16 protein-coding genes and 1 pseudogene are annotated in these 21165 nt (G+C 71.3%); 6 read left to right on the top strand and 11 right to left on the bottom strand.

From position 1 onward, the window contains the following. Positions 1–7: 7 nt before the first annotated feature. The 3 genes from epsC to AC07DO_RS10055 form a co-directional block, all read right to left on the bottom strand. Positions 8–616, bottom strand: a complete 609-nt coding sequence (gene epsC, locus AC07DO_RS10065; RefSeq protein WP_479058283.1) for a serine O-acetyltransferase EpsC — start codon at positions 614–616, stop codon at positions 8–10. Between the two features lie 13 nt (positions 617–629). Next, complete coding sequence (locus tag AC07DO_RS10060; RefSeq protein WP_479058281.1) at positions 630–4712, bottom strand: amino acid adenylation domain-containing protein; 4083 nt, start codon at positions 4710–4712, stop codon at positions 630–632. Positions 4713–5433: 721 nt separating this feature from the next. Beyond that, positions 5434–6645, bottom strand: a complete 1212-nt coding sequence (locus AC07DO_RS10055; RefSeq protein ID WP_479058280.1) for an MFS transporter — start codon at positions 6643–6645, stop codon at positions 5434–5436. A 177-nt stretch (positions 6646–6822) separates the two neighbouring features. On the opposite strand from AC07DO_RS10055, the gene AC07DO_RS10050 reads away from it, so the two are divergent. After that, positions 6823–8055 carry an ROK family protein gene (locus AC07DO_RS10050; protein WP_479058278.1) on the top strand — a complete coding sequence of 411 codons (1233 nt, stop codon included), beginning with the start codon at positions 6823–6825 and terminating at the stop codon, positions 8053–8055. 70 nt (positions 8056–8125) lie between these two features. Here the strand turns inward: AC07DO_RS10050 and AC07DO_RS10045 are convergent, their stop codons facing one another. Next, positions 8126–8374: a hypothetical protein gene (locus AC07DO_RS10045; protein ID WP_479058277.1), complete on the bottom strand. Its 249-nt coding sequence runs from the start codon at positions 8372–8374 to the stop codon at positions 8126–8128. Positions 8375–8457: 83 nt separating this feature from the next. Next, positions 8458–10302, bottom strand: a complete 1845-nt coding sequence (locus AC07DO_RS10040) for a trypsin-like serine peptidase (protein WP_479058275.1) — start codon at positions 10300–10302, stop codon at positions 8458–8460. A 223-nt stretch (positions 10303–10525) separates the two neighbouring features. Here AC07DO_RS10040 and AC07DO_RS10035 point away from each other — a divergent pair, with 223 nt between their 5' ends. Next, positions 10526–10990, top strand: a complete 465-nt coding sequence (locus tag AC07DO_RS10035) for a hypothetical protein (RefSeq protein WP_479058273.1) — start codon at positions 10526–10528, stop codon at positions 10988–10990. Between the two features lie 35 nt (positions 10991–11025). Then, positions 11026–12456: a M1 family metallopeptidase gene (locus AC07DO_RS10030; RefSeq protein ID WP_479058271.1), complete on the top strand. Its 1431-nt coding sequence runs from the start codon at positions 11026–11028 to the stop codon at positions 12454–12456. Here the strand turns inward: AC07DO_RS10030 and AC07DO_RS10025 are convergent. The 6 genes from AC07DO_RS10025 to AC07DO_RS10000 form a co-directional block, all read right to left on the bottom strand. After that, positions 12445–13623, bottom strand: a complete 1179-nt coding sequence (locus tag AC07DO_RS10025) for an MFS transporter (protein WP_479058270.1) — start codon at positions 13621–13623, stop codon at positions 12445–12447. The genes AC07DO_RS10030 and AC07DO_RS10025 overlap by 12 nt on opposite strands. Positions 13624–13736: 113 nt before the next feature. Further along, on the bottom strand, positions 13737–14336 hold the full coding sequence (locus AC07DO_RS10020) for a TetR/AcrR family transcriptional regulator (protein ID WP_479058269.1): 600 nt from the start codon (positions 14334–14336) through the stop codon (positions 13737–13739). Between the two features lie 95 nt (positions 14337–14431). Next, a complete protein-coding gene (locus AC07DO_RS10015) occupies positions 14432–15361 on the bottom strand; it encodes a phosphotriesterase family protein (protein ID WP_479058268.1) in 930 nt (309 codons plus the stop codon). 20 nt (positions 15362–15381) lie between these two features. Then, positions 15382–15966: a DUF4865 family protein gene (locus tag AC07DO_RS10010; protein ID WP_479058266.1), complete on the bottom strand. Its 585-nt coding sequence runs from the start codon at positions 15964–15966 to the stop codon at positions 15382–15384. A 23-nt stretch (positions 15967–15989) separates the two neighbouring features. Next, positions 15990–16385, bottom strand: coding sequence for a (R)-mandelonitrile lyase (locus AC07DO_RS10005; protein WP_479058264.1), 396 nt, complete (start codon positions 16383–16385; stop codon positions 15990–15992). A 59-nt stretch (positions 16386–16444) separates the two neighbouring features. Beyond that, positions 16445–17038 carry a TetR/AcrR family transcriptional regulator gene (locus AC07DO_RS10000; RefSeq protein ID WP_479058262.1) on the bottom strand — a complete coding sequence of 198 codons (594 nt, stop codon included), beginning with the start codon at positions 17036–17038 and terminating at the stop codon, positions 16445–16447. A gap of 175 nt (positions 17039–17213) precedes the next feature. On the opposite strand from AC07DO_RS10000, the gene AC07DO_RS09995 reads away from it, so the two are divergent. The 3 genes and pseudogenes from AC07DO_RS09995 to AC07DO_RS09985 all read left to right on the top strand — a co-directional run bounded on the left by AC07DO_RS09995 (position 17214) and on the right by AC07DO_RS09985 (position 21138). Then, positions 17214–17534 carry an SHOCT domain-containing protein gene (locus tag AC07DO_RS09995; RefSeq protein ID WP_479058261.1) on the top strand — a complete coding sequence of 107 codons (321 nt, stop codon included), beginning with the start codon at positions 17214–17216 and terminating at the stop codon, positions 17532–17534. After that, a pseudogene (locus AC07DO_RS09990) lies at positions 17531–18286 on the top strand (ABC transporter ATP-binding protein); the annotation flags it as partial. The gene AC07DO_RS09995 and the pseudogene AC07DO_RS09990, both read left to right, overlap by 4 nt. A 290-nt stretch (positions 18287–18576) precedes the next feature. Further along, entirely contained in the window at positions 18577–21138 is a 2562-nt protein-coding gene (locus AC07DO_RS09985) for an ABC transporter permease (RefSeq protein ID WP_479058589.1), read from the top strand. Positions 21139–21165: the final 27 nt, after the last annotated feature.

The following is a 21165-nucleotide window of genomic DNA, read 5'->3' as shown; positions in this document are numbered from 1 at the left end:
CGGGCCGTCACCAGCACCCGGCGGTGGCCAGCGTGCGGAGCAGCTGCTCCGACTCGGCGCGCTCCGCGGCCGACAGCGGTACGGCCACCGCGGCCACGGGGGCCGTCACGCGGGCCCGGGGCGGCACATCGCCCAGGACCAGCGCCCCCGCGCCGATCAGTGCGTCGTCGCCGACGGTGACCGGGCCGAGGACGATCGCGTTGGTGCCGAGCACCACCCGGTCGCCGACGACGGGGTGGCGCCGGGCACCCGGCGCACGCCGCCCGTCCCGCCACCAGCCGACCGCGCCCAGCGTGACCTGGTGGAAGATCGTGACGTCGTCGCCGATCTCGACGGTCTCCCCGATGACGACGGCGGCACCGTGGTCGATGAACACGCGGCGGCCCAGCCGCGCGCCCGGATGGATCTCGACGCCGCCGGTCGCCGCTCGCGCGAAGTAGGCGATGAGCCTGGCGAGTTGACGTCGTCGGCGGGTGTGCAGGACGTGTGCCGCCCGGTGGGCCCACAGGGCCGGCAGGGCGGGGTGCAGCAGCGCCTGCGCGCATGTGTGGATCGATGGGTCCCGCTCCACGATCATGGAGAGGTCCTCCCGCGCCCTGGTGATCGCCTTGCGCATGGGATCACCCGCCTCAGTAGTCCGGGCCCTTGACGAGGTGGCCGGGAGCTTCGACGATCTCCGGGATGTAGACGCGCTCGTTCCACACGTCCTGGGCCACGGGCTCCAGGGCGATCGACACCACCCCCTCGTCGACGGAGAAGGCGGTCCTGACCGCGCTCGTTATCGCGTCCACGAGCGCCGATATCTGGGCCTCCTCGAGGATGTTCGGGAAGTGCTTGATGGTGACGTGGGGCACCGGGATGACCTTTCGGGTGAGTCGTGCGCCGCGGATGGCGGCGACGAGTTCGTCCACCCCGTGCGCGCGCAGCAGTGCGTAGTGGTCGGCCTGCAGCCGGTGGATCCGGGGAGGCGTGGCCGACAGAGCGGGGCCTTCGCCGAGGCCGTGCTCGTGGCCGTGATCGATGAAGGAGTCCTGGTCGCCGGCGGCCCGGAACACCGTGACCGGTGCCGTGACCCTGTGCCCCGCCCTGTCCTCGGGGCCGTACTCGAACAGGAACGTCAGCCGCACCACGCCGACGATCCTGCGCACCAGCTCGCGGTCCAGATGCTCGAACCGGTCGCAGAGGCACGCGATGAAGGACTCCTCGTCGTGGGTCGATGCCAGACATTCGGCGATCGCGGACCGCTGGATGTTCCCGGCGAACACCGAGTAGAGGATGGCGACGAAGACGGGGTCGTCGAAGTCGACCGTCGCCCCGTCGGACGCACCGTCCCGTACCTCCACGGGCGGCTTGCCGGGCGCCAGGAGGATCACCTCGTCGACGCGCTCCCCGGCCCGCTCCAGCTGCCGGGCCACCGCGAAGGCGACCCGGGCCCCGAACGAGTAACCCCACAGCGTGTACGGGCCCGTCGGCTGTGCCTGCCGGACGAGCTCGATGTCCCTGGCGACCATCTCGTCGAACGTCGGGTACGCGCGCTCGCCCGGATTGATGCCGTACGCCTGGACGCCGAGGAACGGCCGGGCGAGGCCGAGCCGTCCTGCCAGCAGCCGCAGGCTCATGGGATAGCCGCCGAGCCCGGGCCAGCAGAAGACCGGCCGCCCGTCGTCCGTGCCGCCGAGCCGCACCAGACGCGACAGGGCGGTGGTGGGCGTACGGTCGACGAGCCGGGCGAGACCGGCGACGGTCGGCGCGTCGAACAGCACCTGCAGCGGCAGGGAGCTGCCCAGCTCCCGGTTGATCCGGCCGACCAGGTTGACCGCGGTCAGCGAATGGCCGCCGACGGCGAAGAAGTTGTCCCGGATCGAGACCCGCTCCTGCCGCAGCACCTCGCGCCACAGCACGGCGACCGCTTCTTCGGTGGGTGTGCGCGGCGGTACCACCGGTGCGTCGGCGTCGTCGACGGCTGCCTGGTCCAGCTCGCGCAGGGCCTGGTGATCGACCTTGCCGTTCGGGGTGAGCGGGAAGGCGTCGAGGACGGTGACCCGGTTGGGCACCATGTACGGCGGCAGGGTCTCGGCCAGGTTCTCCTTGAGGATCTCGGCGGGACCCCGCATGTGGACGGAGTCCTCCTTCATGCCCTCACTGAGCCGCTGCTCCTCGCTGACGCGGCCGCCCACGGCGAAATAGGAGGCCGTGTCGGCGCAGGTTCCGGCGCCGAGGAGAGCCGCGATGCGCCGGGCCGATGCCAGCGGGCGGCCGGTCTCCGAGCTGTAGCCGGAGGACATGAGCCCCAGGCCGACGCCGTTCATCTGGAGGCGTTGCAGCTCGCGCCCGAGGTCGGCGTAGCGCTGCCAGGGCGCCGCCGCCCGCCCGATGATGCTGACGCCGAAGTCCGCCCGCGCGTACACCTCCTGGTTGATGGCGATGACGTCCTGCTTGCGGATCAGTCCGTCGGAGACCCGCACCAGATCCCCGTCGCGGTACCGGTACTGGCCCTCGGGGAGGCCGGCGATCCGGCCCGGGTGCGCCTGCACGTACAGGTCGACCGGGCGGGGCGCGGCCGCTGCCGCGGCCGTCTCGATCTCGTATGTGGCCAGGTGGAAGTCCTCGTCAGGGCAGCGCAGCGCGCCCTTGACGCCGGGCTCGTCCGCGCGGGCGGTGATGCGCAGCCCGTACTCGGGGAGCACGTGGTCGAAGAGGCCGACCATGTGGCCTGTCTCGAACCCCAGCACCTCCCGGATGTTGTTCCGGTAGACCGGCGCAATGGCCGACCGGTGTCCGATGAAGTGGACGCGCATCCTGGGCGCCGTCCTGGTGGGGGCGGGCGCGGGTGCGATCAGCGTGAGGTGGTGGTCGACCGGGTGGTAGTAGTAGTGACCCGCTTCCAGGCCGGCGATGCCGGACAGCTCCAGGTACAGCTGGGTGGCGTAGAGGGAGCCGGGGGAGGCGTATCCGTACTTGGGCAGAAGACGTTCGCCGCTGGGGAACTGGCCGAAGTGGCGGAGCAGCGAGCCCAGTTCGTCCCGGGTGAGGGTGGCCGGCTCGCGGGGTGCTGCGGTCCGTTCGGCGGGTCGGTCGAGCAGGGCCAGGAGGTCGTCGCGGGTGACCGGACCGCCTTCGTAGAAGCGGTACGTCTTGCGGGTGAACACGGTGCGGCGCTGCCTGGCCGTGGCGGCCCGACCCGGTAACTCGACGACGGGTGACCCCTCGTCCCTGCGTACCCCCAAGTTGCTCAGCTGAGCCTTGAGTTGCAGCCTGCTCCGTTTGGACCGGTGGTGGGCGCCGTGGTTGCCCTGGTCCATCAACGCGGCCCGGTCGGGGTCGAGTTCGACGAAGGCGACGAGGTTGGGGCCGGTCCGTGGATCGTCACGGACCAGTACCGCGGCGGACTTCACCCAGTCGTGCCGCTCGACGGACACCTTGATCTCGTCGAGCTCCACCCGGAAGCCGCGCAGTTTGACCTGGCTGTCGGTGCGGCCGAGGAACTGCACGGTGCCGTCGGCGTTCCACCGGGCCAGGTCTCCGGTGCGGTAGAGGCGGGTGGCGCGGTCCTCACCGCTGCCGAGGACGAAGCGGTCCGCGGTCAGCCCGGGGTTGTGCAGGTACCCGCGGGCCAACTGCGGCCCCGCTATGTACAGTTCACCGGACTCGCCCGCGGTGACCGGCCGCCGCGCGGTGTCGAGGATGTGGAGGCGCATGCCGCGCACGGGCCGTCCGATGGGCAGGTGCTCCGGACCGTGCCGGAGGGCGCGCCGGTCCACGTGGTGGGACGAGGCGTTGATGGTGCACTCGCTCGGGCCGTACAGGTTGACCAGTTCGCAGCCGGGGAGCGCGTCGAGGAGTTCGGTCGCCAGACTCCTGGTGAGCGCCTCGCCACCGCTGAAGACCTGGGTGAGCGAGGTGCAGTCGGCCAGCCGGCCGGTGTCGGCGAGCGCCCGCAGCAGAGTCGGCACGCCCTGGAGGGTGGTCACCCCGTGGGCCAGGATCAGGTCGACGAGTCCGCCGGGGTCGGCGTAGACCCCCCGTTCGCTCATCACCACGCTCGCGCCGCAGGCCGGGGCGAGGATCTCCCACTGCGCCGCGTCGAAACTCAGCGGCGTCTTCTGCAACACCGTCTTCGTCCGGTCGAGCCCCTGTTCGTCGGCCAGCCAGCGCATCTGGTGGACGATGCTGCGGTGCTCGATCCCGATGCCCTTGGGGTGGCCCGTGCTTCCGGAGGTGTAGATGACGTACGCGAGGTCGCGACCCCGTACACGATCCCGTACGGACGTGGGAGTGGGCGCGTCGGCGGCACCGTCGTCCCTGGTGAGGGTGAGGATCCGGGTCTCCGGTGGAGTCAGGGCCGCCAGTCGCCCGGACAGGGACGCGTCCGTCAGGACGACCTTGGTCCGTGAGTCGGTGACCATGTAGCGCACGCGCTCGTCCGGGTACTCGGGCGACAGCGGCAGATAGGCGGCGCCCGCGCACAGGACGCCCCAGACGCTCACCATGAGGTCGACGGAAGGCGGCAGAAAGATGCCGGCCGGTTCGTCCGCCGCGACACCGAGGCGCCGCAGGTGTTCCGCCAGATTCCCGCTCCGCTCGCCGAGCTGCTCGAAGTTCAGTCTGTCCGCGCCGCAGGAGACGGCGGTCCGGTCGGGCTGGGCGAGAACGGCCGCGCGCAGCATGTCTGGCAGGGACAATTCCTGGAGCCCCAAGGGGTTCGTCATCATTCTCTGACCTGGAATCCGTAGATTTTGGGATGCGTCATTGCAGAGATTCGCGGACGGTCGACGACCGTCACGGCGCGAGAACAGCCGAAACAGGCTGGAAAATGGAATTGGCGCGACGAAACACCATCATCGATACGTGCCCACGTGGATTCCGTCTCGACCGAGACGCGCTGAAACGCGCGTGAAATGCGTGTCGAGCATGTCAGGCGTACGGGGTGTGACATGCGGACAAGCGGTCGCTTGCGGTGAAGGACCAGAAGAGCTCAGCAGTGTGAACCGGTGTGCCGAGTCGCCTCAAGGAATTTCACGTACATGCCTTTACACTCTCCCCGTTTTGACTGACCGGCTTGCGATCGAGAGGTACGGATCAGAGGATCCGACCTCGAATTCCTGATACCTGCAAGCCGTCTCTAGTTGAGCGCTCACCTTAATTCGTGGGAACGCCGCTTGTAAAACACTAATTTCGATGCATTACTCAGGGGATGGCCTGACTGCATGAGTTATCGATGCTCGATCGGCATCCGGTTGCGTCGTGCGGCGGCATGCGGGCACGCGCGTGCTGGCGAAACGGGCGTCCGCTTTACAGACGCCGCGTTCCGGCAAGGGGCGGCCATTTGGCCGGAAGTGGGGGTTGACGTATCGCCCGGCGCGGGGTGCTCGGGTCACTCCCCGCTCAGTGGGTGGCAGGACGCGACGGCAGGCGCAGGTGTGCGGCCCCTCCTCAGCCGCGCGTCGTGCAGCCGATCACGGCGGCGAGAGCGGCGAGCACGGCCACGCTGGTGAGCGCGGTGGGCAGGGTGAACCAGTCGGCCATGAACCCGATGGCGGGCGGGCCGAGGAGCATGCCGCCGTAGCCGAGGGTGGAGGCGGTGGCGACACCGTTGGGCCCGGCCAGTGCGCCCGCGCGCTCGATGGCGACGGGGAAGATGTTGGCGAGCCCGAGACCGGTGACGGCGAAGCCGAGGAGTGCGAGCCACACCGTCGGGGCGAGCGCGCCGAGCAGCATGCCGACGGCGGCCGTGGCACCGCCGGCGACGAGTATCGGGGTCTGGCCGAGCCGTTCGAGCAGGGTGGTTCCGCTGAGCCGCCCGAGGGTCATGGCGAGGGCGAAGCACGAATAGCCGGCGGCTGCGACGCCCGGGTGGGCGGCCAGGTCCTGCTCGAGGTGGAGGGCGCCCCAGTCGGCGAGTGCGCCCTCGCCGAAGGCGGTGCAGAGCGCGATGAGACCGAAGACGAGGACGAGGCGGCGGGTGCGGGTGTCGAGGCGGCGGGGGGCGTCGTCCGGGGTGGGGCCGCTGTTCGGGTCCCGGCCGTCGGCGGGGACCGGCGGCTCGATGCGCAGGAGGGCGCGTCCGGCGACACCCGTGACGAGCAGGCCGATCACGGTGAGACCGAGCAGGTGGCGCGTGGGGGAGAGGGAGCCCGCGATCAGCCCGCCGAGCCCGGCGCCGGTCATGCCGCCGAGGCTGAACGCCGCGTGGAAACTGGGCATGATCGGGCGGCGCAGGGCGGCCACGAGGTCGACGGCGGCACTGTTGAACGCGACGTTGATGCCTCCGTAGGCCGCTCCGAAGACCAGCAGCACCGCGCCCAGGGCCGGTGCCGAATGGGTCAGGGGAGGCAGGGCGACGCTGAGGGAGAGCAGCACGCCGCAGGCGACGGTCACGGGGTGGGTGCCGAATCGGCGGCAGAGCCGCCCGGTCAGTGTCATCGTGATCACGGCGCCGACGGAGACCCCGAGCAGCGCGAGCCCGAGATCGCCGGCCGACGCGCCGGTCTGGTCCTTGATCGCGGGAATGCGGACGACCCATCCGGCGAAGATGAATCCGTCCAGGGCGAAGAAGATCGTGAGGATGACACGGAGTCGTCGGAGGCCGGGGGGTGTGGGGGAGGGGCGCGACGCTGCGGTCCCGAGTTTGTTTAGTAGCGGCACAAAGTCAGAGTAGGGGTGCGTGCGGGGCGCGGACAAGACGAGTGCGTGGCGGGGTGCGCGAGGGCGACGTGACCGGGTGAGTGACACGTCCCCGGCGTACACCGCGATGCGGGGGAGGGACGGGCGGATGACGATCGAACGGCGGGGCCGTGTACGGATCATGGGAGACTCGCCCTCATGAACGGCAAGGCTGACCCCCGTGCCGAGGGGGAAGTGACCACGCGTACCCGCCTGGAGCGAGGGCGCGGCGCGCTGGGCCCCGCGCTCGAACTGGTCCACACCGGGCGCGCCCCCACCCGTGCCGTGCTCACCGCGGAGCTGGGCGTCACCCGCGCCACGGCGGGCGCGGTCGCCGCCGAGCTGGAGGCGCTCGGGCTGATCCGGATCGACGCGAAGCCGAGCGCGGCCGCGGGCTCCCAGGGCAGGCCCTCGCACCGGCTCGCCGTCGCGGAGGAGGGGCCCGTCGCGCTCGCCGCGCAGGTGCACGCCGACGGGTTCAGGGCCGCGCTGGTCGGGCTCGGCGGGGGCATCGTGGCGACGGCGCCGGGCTGCGAGACCGTCGACGCCGACCCCGCGCAAGTCCTCGGGGCGGTCGTCGACGCGGGCGCGCGGCTGCTGCGCGAGACTGGGCGACGCTGTGTGGGCGCGGGTCTCGCCGTGCCGTCCGCGGTCGCCAAGCCGGAGGGCACCGCTCTCAACCCGCTGCACCTGGCGTGGCCGGCGGGCGCGCCGGTCAGCGAGATCTTCGCGGAGTGCGTACGGGACGCGGGCATCGAGGGGCCGGCCTTCGCGGGCAACGACGTGAACCTCGCCGCGATCGCCGAGCACCGTCACGGCGCGGGCCGCGGCGCCCGGGACCTGCTGTGCGTGGCGACCGGACACCGGGGCGTCGGCGGCGCCCTCGTCCTCGACGGCCGCCTGCACACCGGGAGTTCGGGCCTCGCCCTGGAGGTGGGGCACCTCACCGTGAACTCCGAGGGGCGCCCCTGCTACTGCGGCAGCCGGGGCTGCCTGGACGTCGAGACGGATCCGCTGGCCTTCCTGACGGCGGCGGGCCGTGAGCCGGGCCCCGAGGGACTGCTCGTGCAGGCCCGCGAACTGCTCCGCGGCGCCTACGACGACCCGTCCGTGCGCTCCGCCGCCGAAGCGCTCATCGACCGGCTCGGCCTCGGACTCGCGGGCCTGGTCAACATCCTCAACCCCGACCGCATCATCCTCGGCGGCCTGCACCGCGCCCTCCTGGAGGCGGACCCGGAACGACTGCGCGCGGTCGTCGCGGACCGGAGCCTGTGGGGCCGGAGCGGCGGCGTGCCGATCCTGGCGTGCACGCTGGACCACAACAGCCTGGTGGGGGCGGCGGAGTTGGCCTGGCAGCCGGTGCTGGACGATCCGCTGGGGGCGTTGGGGTAAGGGCCCCTGAGGCATCCCTGAGGCGCTCCTGAGGAACGCACTACCCCGGGGGCGCCGCACCGCATCACCCTCAACCGAAGTGCCGAACGCGCTCGGCCACGCCGCGGGACAGCTCCAGCTGGCCGTCCTCCAGGTTCCACTTCCCCTTCTGGTACGCGTGGTTGCTCACCCAGAACACCATGATCCGTCGGCATCGGTACTCCGCGACCGTCGCCCGTGACCAGTCGTTGCCGCCGTCGCGCCAGGCGACCCGGCCGTCGCCGGAATCGACGACGACCCAGCCGTAGCCGTACGAGCCGTCCAGCTCGGGCACCCGCACCTGAGGAGCGAACAGCTTCCGTTTCGCCGCCCTGGAAACGCCGAGGGGAGGGCCCGTACCCACGGGCCCTCCCCTCGCACGCGTCAGGCCGGCGGATACACCAGCGTGAGCTCGCGGTTCAGGCCCGTCTCGTCGGCGTCCGGGTACATGGAGACCTCACCGTCGGACCAGCGCACCAGGAAGTCGTCCGGGTGCCGGTTCTCCGTGTAGTCGCCGGCGGCCAGGACCGTGGCGTGCTCCCAGAGGCGGTTGGGCTTCTTGAGCTGTGTCTCGCCGTGGAAGCCGTTCTGGTCGACGTCCTTGTAGAGCGTCAGCTCACCGTCGGTCCAGCGCACCATCAGGTCGTGCTGGTCGTTGCCGGTGAAGTCGCCCGAGGTGAGCGTCGAGGCGTGCTTCCAGGTGCCGTTGGGAGCGGCGAGCTTCTTCTCGCCGTGGAAGCCGTCGCGGTTGACGTTGGTGTAGAGGGTGACTTCGCCGTCGCTCCAGCGGACGAGGAGGTCGTCGGTCCACTTGTTGTCGCTCGTGTACCGGCCACCGGTGACGGACGTGGCGTTCTTCCACAGCTCGTTGGGCTTCTGGAGCTGGACCTCGCCGTGGAAGCCCTTCTCGTCGACGTCCGGGTAGAGCGTCAGTTCGCCGTCGGACCAGCGGACGATGAGGTCGTCACGGTCGGCGCCGGTGAAGTCGCCGGACGCCATGGTGGCGGCGTGCTTCCAGGTGCCGTTGGGGCCGGTGAGACGTATCTCCTTGTCGAAGTTGTCGGCGTCGTCGCCCGCGCCGCGGTACAAGGTGACTTCGCCGTCGGTCCAGCGCACGATCAGGTCGGAGTAGTCCCACGTCCCGGGGTTGCCGTCGGTGAAGTAGCCGCCGGCCATGGCCTCGGCGTGCTTCCAGGTCTCGGCCTTGCCCAGGACACCGCGGCCGGCCGGCGGCCGGTTGTTGACCGCGTCGTCGTACAGCGCCTTGGCGTCACCGTCGAGGTACGAGCTGTACGAGATGTCGTCCTTGTCGCCGCCGGTCTTCCAGCCGCCGATGACGCCGATGAGACCCCAGCTGTTGCCCTGCTTGATGAGGAAGGGACCGCCCGATGCGCCGCCGGAGTACTTGTCGCACGCGATGCGCAGGAAGCTGCCGGGGATCTTCGGGTCGGTGCTGTTGTAGCGGACGGTCTTGTCCGTGCAGTCCAGCGGGCGCTTCTGGTTGGCCGGGTAGCCGATCAGGCGGACCGGGGAGTGGTCGTACCCCGCGTTGATCTTCAGTTCGGCGCCGCCGACGACGTCCTCGACGTTCTTGCCGCCGCGCGGTTCGAGCTGCAGGAAGTTGAAGTCGAGGTCCGCCGCCGCGTCGGGGCCCTTGGCCAGGTACCGCTTGTCGACGTAGATGCGTCCGGGCTTGACGGTGAAGGCGCCGTGCGGCTTCTTGCCGTCGTCGTACTGCGGCACGAACGTCAGGTTCTTGCGCGCGTCCTGGTCGTCGAAGCAGTGCCCGGCGCTCATCACGAGGTTCTTGCCGGGGCTCTTGACGACCGTGCCGCCGCAGAAGCGGCCGGTGTTGGTGCCGTCGTTCCAGAAGAAGGTGCCGACGATCGGCAGACCCTCGAAGGGCCGGCTGGCGGAGCGCGGCATCCGGGTGGGAGCGGAGAACTGCTTGTCCTCCTGCTCCTGCACGGGCCGGGCCTCCCGCATGCGCTCCGGGGTCCAGTAGTCGTCGGCGTCGGCAGGCGTGAACCCGCGCGCGTCCTCGTCACCGTGGGCCGGGACGGGCGTCGGCGGGACGGTGGGTCGAGGCGTGGTCTTTGCCACCGCGGGCGGCGCGGTGGCTTCCCCCTTGGGCGTCGGATCGCCGGGGTCCGCGTACGCCGGTAGGCCCGGCAGCAGGATCAGTGCCGCGGCCCCCGCCGCGACGCCCAGCGCTCTGCGCACATGCATGGTCGTTTCCCCCACAGAAGACGAGAGGCGGGTCACCCTTTGTGGCGTGACCGCGCCAATATGAGTCATGATCGTAGAACTATGGCGGACTGGAGGACATATGGACAACTTCACTTCTCTATCCGTACGTAGCGGATATGTCGTAATTGAGGTACCTCTGCTGCTTCTTGGGGCGGCGGGCGCGGCCCACGGCGATGCGCTGCCGTTCCCGGGACGGGGCTACGTGTCCGTCGGAGGCCCCGTGGAAGCGGGCGGGGTCGTGGACATCACCGTGAAGGAGCGTCCCGGCAATCCGCGTCCGACAGCGGTGGACGTCTCCGGTCCCGCGCTGACCGACGACACGGTCCTGGGCGACTCGGGGCGTGCGTGGGTGGGCGCGGCCCGCATCAAGGAGAACACCAAGCCCGGCACGTACGAGGTGAAGGTCACCCTCCGCCACAAGGACGCGGACTGCGTCGGCGAAGGGGAGCAGGAGTACGTGTGCGACTACCCGCCGATCGTGCTCAAGGCGAAGGTGAAGGTGGCGGCGGCCGAGACCGCGGCGTCCGGGGAGGCCGCGGAGAACGGGCCGGGCTTCGGAGCCGGCATCGCGGTCGGCGTCGGCGCGACCGCCGTCGCGTCGGCGGTCGGCGTGGGAGCGGTACGGCCATGGCGCAAGCGCCGGGCAGGGGACGGCGGGCCCTCGTGATGACGCGACGGTTGACGGGGGAACGGGGCCTCGTGATGACGCGACGCACGACGAGGGAACGTCCCAGCCGCCACGCACTCCTCGCGGCGCTGCTGCTCCTCGCAGGCACCGCCTGCACCGGCGGCGACGGCGCCCCCGCGGCCCGGCCGGGAGCGAGCGGCGTCAGGGATGCGCTCTTCCCCACCCTCGGCAACGGGGGTTACGACGTCTCCCACTACGCACTCGACCTCGACTACGTCCCCGAGACCAACCGCCTCAAGGGCACGGCGGTCATCACCGCCCGCGCCACCCAGGGCCTCAGCCGCTTCAACCTCGACCTGGCCGGGCTGAAGGTGCGCACCGCCACGGTGGACGGGGCCGAAGCCCGCTTCAGCCGCTCGGGGAACGAACTGACGGTGACGCCCGCCAAGGCGCTCGGCAACGGGGACACCTTCAAGACCACCGTCACCTACGACGGCACCCCGAAGATGTTCGAGGGCGCGGACGGCGGCCTCGAGGGCTGGATCGAGACGGACGACGGCTCGACCGCCCTCGGCCAGCCGACCGGCTCCATGACGTGGTTCCCGGGCAATCACCACCCCTCGGACAAGGCGACGTACGACATAGCCGTCACCGTGCCCAAGGACGAGGACGGCGACCCCTACGACGTCGTGAGCAACGGGGAGTTGACGAAGGAGCAGGACAAGGGTGACCGCGTCACGCGGCAATGGCGGACCGAGGAGCCCATGGCGAGCTACCTCGCCAACGTCACCGTCGGCTACTTCGAGGTGCACAAGGGCCGGACCTCCGACGGCGTGCCCCTCCACATCGCGGTAGACCCGGACGAGGCCGAAGACGCCGATGACGTCGAGGAGTTGGTCCCCGACGTCATCGACTGGGCCACCGAGAACTTCGGGCCCTACCCCTTCTCCTCCGCGGGCGCCGTCGTCGACCACCTACCCGGACTCGACTACGCCCTGGAGACCCAGACCAAGCCGTACTTCGAAGAAGCGCCCGAGGACACGCTGGTGGTGCACGAGATGGCACACCAGTGGTTCGGCAACTCGGTCACCCCGCGCGCGTGGAAGGACCTGTGGCTCAGTGAGGGCCTGGCCACGTACGCGGAGTGGCTCTGGCAGGAGGACCAGGACGGCAAGTCCGCGCAGAAGACCTTCGAGGAGTTCTGCGACGGCACGCACCCGGAGAGCGAGGGAATCTGGGACTTCCCGCCGGCCGCGCCGCCCAGCGGGGGACGCATGTCGGACTCTCCCGTCTACGGACGGAGCGCCATGGTCGTGCACAAGGTGCGCGAGGCCGTCGGCGACGACACCTTCTACGACATCCTCCACACCTGGACGAAGCGCTACCGCCACCGGAACGCCGACACCCGGCAGTTCATCGACCTGTGCGAGGAGAAGTCGGGCAAGAACCTGTCCGAGGTGTTCGACACCTGGCTCTTCGAGGCGAAGAAGCCGTCAGGCGTCTGACGGGGCGGCCAGTTCCAGGCGGGCCGTGGCGGCCCTTCGCCGCAGGTCGGGCACGAGGGAGACCAGTCCGAGCACGGCCAGTCCCGCGCCGATCCACAGTGGAGCCCGCAGACCGAACGTGTCGATGGCGGGTCCGCCGACGGACGTGGCGATGATGATGCCGAGCGTGATGAACGACGAGTGGACGGTGTTCACCAGGGACCGAGCGTTCCCGACGCGCTGGACGCGGGTCACCAGAGCCGGGTTCATGGTGACGCCCACGAGACCGATGCCGAGCATGAACACCACGGCGGGAGCAGGCAGTTCGGCGAGGAGCGCGAAGCCGATGAGGAAGGCCAGGTTGAGCACCAGGCCGACGACGAGCACGGGCAGGGTACGCCGGTCGGCGAACCGGCCGACGACGGTGTTGCCGATGACGGTGGCGGCGCCGTACGCGATGAGCAGCAGCGGCACGGTCCCGGTGGAGAAGCCCGTGAGCTCGGTGAGGATCGGGTTCAGGTAGCTGAAGGCGGAGAAGGTCGCGCCGATCACGAACGTGCTGGTCGTGAGGGTCAGCCACAGCCGGGGGCTGCGGAAGGCGCCCAGTTCCTCGCGGAGGGTGCTGTTCTCCTCGCTCTCGCCGTCGGCACTCGGCACGCCGATGAGCGTGGCCGCCGCGGCGAGCACGGTCAGCACGGTGATGGCCCAGAACGCCGCGCGCCAGCCCAGGTGTTCGCCGACGACCGTGGCGAACGGCAACCCCAGCAGCGTGCCCAGCATCAGCCCGTTGAGGGCCACCGCCACGGCGCGGCCGCGCACTTCGGGGCGGGTGATGCGGGAGGCCAGCGAGATGGAGACGCCGAAGAACGCCTGCGACGCGATGCCGGTGAGGACGCGGGCGACGAGCATGGTGCGGTAGTCGGGGGCGAGGGCGGCGAGCACATTGCCCGCGAGGAATATGCCGAACAGCAGTATCAGGGCCGCCTTCTGACGCATCCTCAGTACGGCGACGGTGAGGAACGGTCCGCCGAGCGCCATCGCGGCGGCGAAGGCGGTGATGAGATAGCCGATCTCGGGAATCGTGGCGTCCAGTCCGTCCGCCATCTGCGGCATCAGACCTGCGACCACGAATTCACTGGTCACCATGGCGAAGATACCAAGGGCTAGTACGTATACGGCGCGAGGCATGGCGGAGTGCTCCTGTCGGGCAGGTTTTGGATAGATCAGTACAGAAAAAGGGCATGGGGAGGTGCGGGAAGGCGCGACGGTGCCACGAACGTGACAGTGGGGGGGCGACGTCGCTAGAAGCTCGTGAGCGCGTCCATCGCGGTGTCGGCGATGGCCCGCAGTGTGGCCAGGTCGGCGCCGCCCTGGGCGGAGACCCGCATGCCGCCGATGACGGCGTTGACGTAACGGGCCAGCGTGTCCGCGTCGCGTCCGGACCTGATGTCGCCGTCCTGCTGGCCGGCGCGGATCGTGGCGCCGAGCGCGGTGAGCCGTGTGGTGAGGTCCCGCTCCAGCATCGCGGCGGCCTCCGGATCGCGCCCGGCGAGCTCGACCGTGGTGTTGACGGTGAGACAGCCGATGCTGTGCCCGTTCCGGCGCTGCTCGAACTCGCCCTCGATGACCCGGTCGAACAGGGCGCGCAAGCGCTCCGTGGCCGTTCGCTCCACGTCCTCGAGGATCTGGAGCTGGCCGGTGTTCATGCTGTCCATGTACCGGGCCAGGGCGCGCCGGAACAGGTCGTGCTTGCTGGTGAACGTGTTGTAGATGCTGCTGCGACCCAGGCCGGTGGCTTCGCACAGGTCCTGGGTCGAGGTGGCTTCGTAGCCGTTCGCCCAGAAGGCATGCATCGCCGCGTCCAGGGCCCGCTCCTCGTCGAAGCTTCTCGGTCGGGCCATGGGGAAAACCGTACAGGTTTTGGAACGGTCAGTGCAATACTGGATCTCCCTGGATCTCCCTGGATCTCCCTGGTGCTCCTGGTGCCCTGGTGCCCCTACGCCCAGTGCACCCCGAAAGCCCGCCCCGGGTTCACCGTCAGGATCTGCTCCACCAGTTCCTCGCCCACGGCGGTCGCGAGCCGCGGACGCACCCGTCGCAGCAGATGGGGCATGCCGGGGCCGCCGTGCACCGACCGCGCCCCGGCCGTCGTCGTGTCGCCGCCCAGGAGCAGGCGGTCGCCGAACCCCGCGTCCGCCAGGGACCGCACCGCGTCCGGCATGCGCCAGTCCGTGGCGTGGTGGGCGCGGGAGGGTCCGTCCAGGGCCAGGTACGCGCCCGACTCGGCGGCCTGGAGGTGGGCGGTGAGGTCGGGGGAGCGGTTGAGGTGGCCGAGGACGACACGGTGGGGCGGTACGCCGCAGTCGCCGCAGAGCAGGTCGAGTACGTCGAGCGCGCCGGTGCCCAGCTCCAGGTGGACGGTGATGGGCGCGCCCGTCGCGTGGTGTGCCTCGGCCGCCGCGGCCATGGTCCAGCGGGCGTGCGCGTCGAGTCCGTGGAACCCGCCCGCGACCTTGATGAGACCCGCCCGCACCCCGGACTCGCCCATGCCGTCGGTGAGTTCACGGGTGAAGAGCGCCGCGAGGTCGTCCGCACGCAGGCGGTCCAGCAACTCCGGGCTGTAGTGGACCGCTTGATGCAGCCCCGTCGCGACGACGACCCGCACACCTGACGCCCTCGCCAGCTCCGGCAACAGTTCGGCGCGGCGCCCCATCCCGTACGGCGTCCACTGAATGACGCTCCGCCCGCCCGCCTCGCGGAACGCGGCCAGCTCGGCCGCCGCGGCGGAGGGCGAATCCAGCTCTTGGCCCGGGAGTTGAGGGCTGCGGAGGAACAGGTGGTCGTGGGCGTCGCAGACGCCGAGATCCGCGGGGGAGACATCCCCGAGGACCGTCCGAACCGCCGGAGCGCCTGCGCGATCGTCCATCGGTACCCGCGTGGAGCCGCTCACCACTGCCGCCCCCGACGCAACTCGCCCCGCTCCGGCGCGGAGACGTGCAGCACCTGGAAGACATCGCCGAGCCCCTGCGGCGCCTCCCTCTCCCAGAGTGAGAAGTGCACGGCCTCCCAGGTCCGCGGATCGACCGCGGTCAGCGCGCTCACCGCACCGTCGGCCCGTGCCAAACGCCCTGCCTCCGCCGCGAGTTCGGCCGCGAGACCCGGAAGGGGCGTGGCCGCCGGAATGTGCTGCCGACGGCGAACGGCGGTCCTGGGTACGACTCCTGAGGCGGGCCCCTCCTCGTACGCGAGCGCCGTCCAGTGCTCCACCACGGGCCGCCCGAAGTCCTCGCTCAGCCCCCGGAATCCGGGCCCCCAGAGGAAGGAGTTCATGCCCTCGGCCGTGTTCCAGAGGTAGAACGGCGCGTACTGGTTCACGGGCGAGTCGTCCGTGCCGCGCTCGCGCATCAAGTACGCCTTGAAACCGAGCCCGGGAAACGCGTCCAGCAGGTGCCCCTTCGACTCGACCCGGTGGCGGATGACGCCCATGTCGTAGTCGGCGGGCAGGGTGATCTCGTACTGCATCGCGTGCATCGCGCGCTCCTTCCGCGGCAGCATCAGGCGGCGCGACCGTGGGCGTCGACGAGGTCGCCCCACTCGGTCGTCGTGCCGTCGGACGCCGCCTCGACCACGGCCAGGTGGGTCATGAACGTGCGCGGTCCCGCGCCGTGCCAGTGCGACTCGCCGGGCTCGATCCACACCGTGTCGCCGGCCCTGATCGGCTCGACCGGACCGCCCTCGCGCTGGACGAGCCCCTCGCCCTCGGTCACGTGCAGGACCTGGCCGTGCGGGTGGCGGTGCCAGGCCGTGCGGGCGCCGGGGGCGAAGTGGACGCTGAACATGCGCAGGCGGGACGGGGCGTCGGGCGCGGCTATCTCGTCGAGCCAGACGGTGCCGGTGAAGTGCTCGGCGGGGCCCTGGTGGGTGTCGGGCCGGTTCCGGGTGATGTGCAACGTACGCATCCTTACTGAGTGATGGCGAACTGATGAGTGGCTGAGGGGCCGATGACGGTTCAAGAGCGAGCGGCGGGGGTGCGGGCCGCCGCGAGCAGCGCGAGCAGGCCCCGCACCGCCGTGTCGAACGCGGCCGGTGCCCCCGACGACCGCGCCAGGACATAGCCGCCCTGCACCGTCGCGACGACCGTCGACGCGATGTCCTGCGGGGCGAGCGCCTCCGTGAACTCGCCCTGGGCGACGCCTTCTTCGACGATCCCGGCGATCCGGTCGCGCAGCCAGTCGAGGGTCTCGGTGACGGGTGCGCGCAGCTCGTCGCTCGCGATGACGTCCGGGTCCATCGTGAGCCGCCCGACCGGGCAGCCCTTCAGTACGTCGCGTTCGCGCAGCAGGTACGACTCGATGCGCGCGTACGCCGATCCGTCGCCGCCCAGGGTCGCCTCTGCCGTGGCGCGCATCTCCTCGGCGGTACGCCGGATCGCGGCGAGCGCGAGGTCGGGCTTCCCGGCGAAGTGGTGGTACATGCTGCCCTGCCCCGCGCCCGCGTGCTGCTGGATGGCCTTGGGGCTCGTGCCGACGTACCCCCGCTCCCACAGCAGCTCGCGGGTGGACTCGATCAGACGCTCCGGAGTGCTCATGCGATCACTGTACATACTAGTAGGTACAGAGTTCCAGTGAAGCTGGTGATCCGGTCGGGCGTATCCGCTGCGGCCCCACGTACTCCCGCGGTGGTACGCGCGGTGCCGCTGGCCGTACGACGACGGGAGCGCACCCCCGGGGCGAGTTTGGAGGCACCGCAGAAAACCGCTTCGGAGGAGATGAGTTCAGATGCAGACCCTGGCGCACTGGGACGGCGGGCCCGGCCCGTGGATCCTGTTCTTCCCGCTGATCTGGGCGGCCGTCGTCGTCGGCGGCATCACCCTGCTCCGCCGCACCGTGTGGCGCGGCCGCCGCGGCCCGTTCCGGGGCGCGGGCGGGCTCGCCGGGCCCACGGGGTACGCCGGGCATGCCGGCGTCGACGAGAACTCGCCGATCGCCGTGCTCGGCCGCCGCTTCGCCTCCGGTGAGATCGACGAGGACGAGTACTGGCGCCGGCTGACCGTCCTCAACGAGGAGTTCGGCCGGACCTCCAAGGGCGGCCCGGCGTGAGCGCCGCCACCGGACGGGCCACGGGGCTCGTGGAGACGGGCGCCGCCCGCGTCGCCGACGCCGTGAAGGTGTACGGCAGCGGCGACACCGCCGTACGGGCCCTGGACGGGGTGAGCGTCGCGTTCGCCGCCGGACGCTTCACCGCGATCATGGGCCCGTCCGGGTCCGGCAAGTCCACCCTGATGCACTGCGCGGCGGGCCTGGACACGCTCACCTCGGGCGCCGCGTTCATCGGTGACACCGAGCTCGGGAAGCTGGACGACCGGCGCCTCACCCTGCTGCGGCGCGACCGCGTCGGCTTCGTCTTCCAGGCGTTCAACCTGGTGCCGACGTTGACCGTCGCCGAGAACGTCACCCTGCCCATGGACCTCGCCGGAGTCCGCGGCGACCGTGCGTGGGCGGACGCCCTGATCGACGTCGTCGGGCTCCGCGACCGGCTGCATCACCGGCCCGCCGAGCTCTCCGGCGGCCAGCAGCAACGCGTCGCCGTGGCGCGGGCGTTCGCCGGGCGCCCCGATGTCGTCTTCGCCGACGAACCGACCGGCAACCTCGACTCGCGCTCCGGCGAAGAGGTGCTGAACCTGCTCGGCCACGCGGTACGTGAGATGGGCCGAGCCGTCGTCATGGTCACGCACGACCCGGTGGCCGCCGCCCACGCCGACGAGGTCGTCTTCCTCGCCGACGGCCGCCTCGTGGACCGCATGGAGTCGCCGACGCCCGACCGGGTCCTGGACCGGATGAAGGCGTTCGACACACGACCCCCCACAGCGAGCCCCGGCCCACCGTCCACCGCGAACCCTGGCCCACCGTCCGCCGCGAACCGCGGCCCGCTGCCCGCCGAGTCGTCCGGTGCGCCGTCCACCGCGAACCCTGGCGCGCCGTCCACCGCGAACCCCGGCCCGCCGCCCGCCGATCCCTCCGGCCCGTCCTCCACCCCACACCCGGCCACGCATCCCACCACGCACCCCACCACGCACTCCGCCGCGCCGCCCCACGCACCCGGCGCGCGGCCCAGTGGGAAGGGGTCGCCGTCATGGACTCCCTGACCGCCGCCGTGCGGCTCAGTGCCTCCTCGCTGCGCGGTCACAGGCGGCGCTTCGCCGGTACGTTCCTCGCCGTCATGCTCGGCGTCGCCTTCCTGGCGGGCACCCTCGTCATGGGCGACACCCTGCGCACGAGCTTCGACACGATGTTCGGCAACGCCACGAGCGGCACCGACGCCGTCGTCCGCAGCGCCGGCACCATCACCACCCCGGACGACAACCGGGGCACCCGCAAGCCGGTCGACACCGACCTCGTCGAGACGATCGAGAAGACCGGCCAAGTGGCCGCCGCCGCACCCGACATCCAGGGCGCGGGCCAGCTCCTCGGCAAGGACGGCGACCCCATCGGCGGCCAGGGCCCGCCGACCCTCGCGGGCAACTGGATCGACGACAGCGAGCTGAACGCGTATCGACTCGCCGAAGGACGCACCCCGTCCGGACCCGGCGAGGTCGTCGTCAACCGCGGCGCCGCCGAGACCGGCAACCTGAAGATCGGTGACACGACGACCCTGCGCACCCCCGACCCGGTGGAGGTGAAGATCGTGGGCATCGTGACCTTCGGCGGCGAGGACGGCATGGCGCAGACCACCTTCACCGGCATGACGCGCGCCGACGCCGAGAAGTACCTCACCCCGAAGCCCGGCGAAGCCTCCGCCATCCGGGTGCGGGCCGGGCCCGGCGTGAGCCAGCAGGAGCTCGTCGACGCGCTGACTCCCGTACTGCCCAACGGCGTTGAGGCCATCACCGGCGAGGCGTCGGCCGCGGAGAGCACCGACAACATCTCCGGCCAGTTCCTCTCCGTCTTCACCACGCTCCTGCTGGTGTTCTCCGGAGTGGCCCTGCTGGTCGCCACGTTCAGCATCCACAACACCTTCGCCATCGTGGTCGCCCAGCGCACCCGCGAGAACGCGCTCCTGCGCGCACTCGGCGCCTCGCGCCGCCAGGTGACGGTGTCGACCCTCGTCGAGGCGAGCGCCGTCGCGGTCGTCGCGTCGGCCGCGGGCCTCGCGGGCGGCATCGGTGTCGCGGCCGGACTGCGGGCGCTCTTCCCGGCCATCGGATTCCCCTTCCCCGAGGGCGACTTGGTGATCAGCGCGCTCTCCATGCTGCTGCCGCTCGCCGTCGGTGTGGTGGTCTGCCTGGGCTCCGCCCTGCTGCCCGCCGTACGGGCCGGGCGCACCGCGCCGCTCGCCGCGCTGCGCGAGACGGCCGTCGACCACTCCGGCGCCTCGCGCCGCCGGGCCGTCGTCGGCACCGGCCTCGCCCTGGCCGCCGTGGGCCTCGCCCTCACCGGCGTCCTGGTCAGCCCCTCCATCTGGCTCGCCGCCGGGGGAGCGGTCCTTGCCCTCGTCTCCTTCGTGGTGCTCGGCCCCGTCGCCTCCTCGCGGGCGGTACGTGTCCTCGGCGGGCCCCTCGACCGGCTGCGCGGCGTCACCGGCGGCCTCGCCCGGCGCAACGCCCTGCGCAGCCCGAAACGGACGGCGGCGACCGCCAGCGCGTTGATGATCGGCGTCGCCGTCGTCTCGCTCTTCACGGTCTTCGGCGCCTCGCTGAAGGCCACGATGGACCAGACCGTGAACCGCTCCTTCGCCGGGGACGTCGCGGTGAGCACTCCCGGCTTCGGCGCGGGCGGCAGCGGGCTGAGCCCGAAGCTGGCCCCGGCGCTCGCGCGGCGGCCGGAGGTCGAGACCGCCGTCGGCCTCGGCAAGGGTGCCGCGGAGGTCAACGGCGAGGGGCGCGCCCTCACCGTCACCGACCCGAAGCCCTTCGCCAAGTCCTTCGACCTCGGCGATGTCGACGGTTCGCTCGGCGCGCTCGGCGACCGGGGCATCGCGATCACCAGGTCCGAGGCGGAGAAACAGGACCTCGAGGTCGGATCGCGGGCCGAACTGGCCTTCGCCGACGGCAAGGAGGAGACCTTCACCGTCCGCGCCGTCTTCGGCAGGTCGGAGCTCGCCGGCGATTACGTCATCACCCGCGAGGCCTGGGCACCCCACCGCATGCAGGACTCCGACACGCTGGTGTCCGTCACGTTCGAGGACGGCGTGAGCACCGCCGAAGGGAAGGCCGCGGTCACCGCGACGGCGCGGGACCACGGGAACCCGGACGTGCAGACCCGGTCCGAGTACGCGGAGGCCTCCGCGAGCGGCATCGACATGATGCTCACCCTCGTCTACGCGCTGCTCGCCCTCGCCGTGCTGATCGCCCTGCTCGGCATCGCCAACACGCTGACCGTCGCGATCCACGAACGCACCCGTGAGCTGGGTCTGCTGCGCGCGGTCGGCCAGACCCGGGCGCAGTTGCGCGCCATGATCCGCTGGGAGTCGGTGCTCGTGGCCGCCTTCGGCGCGGCGGGCGGGCTCGCGCTGGGCGGCTTCCTCGGCTGGGTGCTCGTCAAGGCGTCCGACAGCACGACGGAGAGCGCCTTCGCGTTCGCCGTACCGCCGGTGCAGCTGGCCGTGGTCTCCCTGGTGGGCCTGGCGGCGGGCGCGTTGGCGGGCCTGCGTCCGGCTCGGCGGGCTGCGCGTCTCGATGTGCTGCGGGCCATCGCCACCGAGTGACGCCCCGCGCGGAAGGAGGCTTCGAAG

The organism is Streptomyces sp. NPDC045678 (assembly GCF_056432085.1).
Note: the sequence above shows the minus strand (reverse complement) of the source record. Positions and strands in the feature narration are given on the sequence as shown.